Source organism: uncultured Rothia sp. (genome assembly GCF_937976295.1).
Lineage (GTDB): Bacteria > Actinomycetota > Actinomycetes > Actinomycetales > Micrococcaceae > Rothia.
Genome location: NZ_CALJRY010000324.1, coordinates 1 through 1,004 on the forward strand (window position 1 = coordinate 1; position 1,004 = coordinate 1,004).

General features: G+C 60.1%; 1 protein-coding gene. It reads left to right on the plus strand.

The window, feature by feature from the left end; genetic code table 11:
- Positions 1 to 166 precede the first annotated feature (166 nt).
- The gene (locus Q0216_RS08600) at positions 167 to 997 is read left to right on the plus strand and encodes a hypothetical protein (protein ID WP_298594549.1); all 831 of its coding nucleotides are present in this window, start codon (positions 167 to 169) and stop codon (positions 995 to 997) included.
- Positions 998 to 1,004: the final 7 nt, after the last annotated feature.

Sequence of the window (1,004 nt, forward strand, 5' to 3'; positions counted from 1 at the left end):
CCTCAATCAGTGAGTGGGGTGCCCGCTTATTGCTAACACCTTACCTTGGGACATTATATATACATGCGCGTATGTGGGTTTTTATTTATGCAATACTTAAGGCATAACAACACGGCAAGTAGCCGGGTTCTTGATAGCTCAAGAACCAGCACCGAAAGGAACCAGCATGGACTCCACCCACATTCGCCTCTACCCCCTCGAAGCTGACCACGGCTTCCTCACCCTGAGCACCTCCCCCACTAACGACCCCGGCGCCCTACACCTTGGCGGGTGCATGGTCGGCGCACTCGAAGAGCTCGAAGACGAAGGCGTAAGCTTCGAAGAATGGCTCGAGGAAAGCTTCTACACCGGCGATGAAGACCTTCTCAGCAATCTCACCCGCTCCATTCTCTACGCCGCCTCCGAGGAAGAAGCGGTACGTACCTTCCTGCAAGAGCACGGATTCGACCTCCCCACCCTCCGCATTGCAGATTTGGCAGACGTGGACCCCACCGACGCATCCGGAATCCCGCCGCTGGTCAATGAAACCGATGAGGCAGTAGACCGCCTGTTTGAGCTCATTGACCTCTACATTGGACCCGCCGATGACGGCACGCTCGCCGTATGGCTCCGCCCGGGCGCTCGCCGCACGGTACACCTGCTTGCAGTGAACGACTCCGAGAGCCCCCGCTGGATTGTCCAGCCCTGGGACTGGGCGACGGAAGACTGGGCAGGGTACAGCGAGATTGAGGCACCCCTGAGCGCCGCGCCTGAGACCCTACAGGTCATCCCCCACGGCTCTACGGTGAAGACCCTGGGCGGCTTGCCTGTGCTGGGCACCCACAGCATCCTCAAAGACCAGAAAGCAATTTCTGAAGCCCTCGATGCCACCCGCCTGTACGGTGCACACCATTTCGTCTCCCCCGGCGTGTGGCACCTTGGAAGCGGCGAGAGGCACGGAATCGAGATGGACGCCCCGGTGGAGGTCTACGCCGCTAAGGTCTGGGCTCGCCCGTAGAGCACCC

What these genes read in the sequence shown, in the direction of transcription:
- Q0216_RS08600 (WP_298594549.1), top strand. Translation starts at nt 167, where the DNA reads ATGGACTCCACCCACATTCGCCTCTACCCCCTCGAAGCTGACCACGGC.